The organism is Variovorax sp. P4_D9, assembly GCF_056401695.1.
In genome coordinates this window covers 1-1,923 of record NZ_JBFUIU010001251.1, presented here as the reverse complement: position 1 = coordinate 1,923, position 1,923 = coordinate 1, and the positions used below count along the sequence as shown (strand labels likewise).

2 protein-coding genes and 1 pseudogene are annotated in these 1,923 nt (G+C 62.4%); 2 read left to right on the top strand and 1 reads right to left on the bottom strand.

Annotation, left to right across the window (positions count from 1 at the left end; translation table 11 throughout):
* A pseudogene (locus tag AC1DY5_RS53610) lies at positions 1-391 on the top strand (hypothetical protein); the annotation flags it as partial.
* Between the two features lie 317 nt (positions 392-708).
* Here AC1DY5_RS53610 and AC1DY5_RS53605 read toward each other — a convergent pair.
* Positions 709-1,083, bottom strand: coding sequence for a hypothetical protein (locus tag AC1DY5_RS53605; RefSeq protein ID WP_478122349.1), 375 nt, complete (start codon positions 1,081-1,083; stop codon positions 709-711).
* 30 nt (positions 1,084-1,113) lie between these two features.
* Between AC1DY5_RS53605 and AC1DY5_RS53600 the strand changes: the two genes are divergently transcribed.
* Positions 1,114-1,923 (top strand): peptidoglycan recognition protein family protein (locus AC1DY5_RS53600; RefSeq protein ID WP_478122348.1); only part of this gene is annotated, 810 nt, incomplete at its 3' end.

The following is a 1,923-nucleotide window of genomic DNA, read 5'->3' as shown; positions in this document are numbered from 1 at the left end:
GTGGGTGGTGGACGGCTCGGCGATGGTCAACCACTACTACTTCTACTGCGTGGACCGCGACTTCGGTGCTTTCTTCCTGAAGTTTTGCTCCTACTTCCCCTACAACGCCAAGCTGTGTATCAACGGTAACGAGTACGCCAAGTGTCAATTGCGCAAGCGCGGCATCGCCTTCGAGGCGCTGGACAACGGCGTGCTGTCCTGTGCAGACCCCCAGGCGCTGCAGCGCATCTGCGATGGCCTGGACGACAGGAAGATCGATCGGCTGCTGCGCAAATGGCTGGCGCGGCTGCCCCATCCGTTCGATCGGCATGATCGCAAGGCCGGCTACCGCTACGCCATCTCCTCGATGCACGACGGCAGCAGATTGCTCCACGCGGCGGCCAGCCAATAGTAGCCAGGCGCGGTCGGCGCCCGTCCGGGCACCGGCCGGAAGGTCGCTGGATCGACCTCGTCGATCTCCGACTTGGGCCGGAAATGCTCGACGTCGAGCGGCGCGCCGCCGTAGTCCATCTCGCAGTACGCGCACTTGTCGTGAAAAAGCGTATTCAGCGTCAGCTTGACCGGATCGGACTTGTAGACCTTGTACCGGCCGAAGGGCAGCGTCTTGCCGTCCTTGTAGTGATCGATGGCCGCACGCGTTGCCTTGCTGYCGGACGACTCGTCGCCGACCAGGGAATCCGGTACGGGTCCAGCAGGCGCTGCTGCAGATCACCGGGCAGTTCCGCCGGGTCGATCGATGGGCTGCGAGGCGGCATCGGCGCGCGCCAGGTACTCGTCGATCGTTCGCAGCAGGATCTGCTCGCGCGGCGTGTCGCCGACCAGGCGAATCCGGGTCATTTTCCAGCTCAGTGCATCGAGCCGCGTCCGCTTTGCCGGCGAAAGTTCGTGCTCCTTGGCGAGCAGCGCGTAGTACTCGTCGAGCCCGGCGGCGAAATCGGGATCAACATCCTCCACATTGAGGTTGCTGCGCCACGATCCATGGAACATCGTGCAGGGTGACTTTTGGCTGATGAGTGTGGATGCGGCGAACACATTCGCCGAAGGCAGCAGTGCCGTCCAAGGGAGTACCTCAGTCAATTGCATGTGAAAACTTGCTGCAAGAGGAGAGTGACGATGGCAACACCGACCTTCAAGCGCCTCAGCGTGTCGCAGTTTCGAGACCTTCTTGCGAAGTTTCCGTTCACGCGACACATCGATTCCGTGCACATGCACCACACCTGGAAGCCCGAACGCAAGGACTTCAGGGGGCACGAGACGATCGTCTCCATGTGGCGTTTCCATACACAGGAGAACCACTGGAGCGACATCGCTCAGCACATCACCATCGATCCCAATGGAGAAATCTGGCTCGGACGCAATTGGAACAGCGCGCCGGCCAGTGCAGCTGGATTCAACGGCAACAGCGCAGTCGGTCCTTTCATGTTCGAGATGATCGGCAACTTCGACGAGGGTCACGATCCCTTCGACGGTGCTCAACGCGACGCTGCCATTGCGGTAGTTGCGGCAGTTCAAGAGCGCTTCGGTCTGCCCGCGCGATCGTTGAAGTTTCACAACTCGATGTCACCCAAGTCGTGCCCCGGCAGCAGTCTGGACTACGAGGCCATTGTGGGCCTCGTCGAGGCGGAGAGGCAGCCCAAGGCGGCGGCCGCCGCAAAAGGCCGTGGCGCCACCTCCAGCAAGCGACCCTTCCCGGACGAGCCTGATCTCGCTCTGGCCGAATTGGTGAAAGCTGCGAGCCGGACAGCGCTTGTCGTGGTCGAGCCGGGCGACGCGGAGCTGTCGCACCACGAGCACGACGCAGACGTCTATGCGCCCATGACAGGCACTCCTTCGGGCACCGCCGCTTCGCGCGACTCAGGTCTCAGTCCCGGGCAGCTCGCGGCGATGCGCCCGCACTTGATTAACCTGCGCTCCGGGAAATTC

What these genes read in the sequence shown, in the direction of transcription:
- AC1DY5_RS53605 (WP_478122349.1), bottom strand. Translation starts at nt 1,083, where the DNA reads ATGCAATTGACTGAGGTACTCCCTTGGACGGCACTGCTGCCTTCGGCG.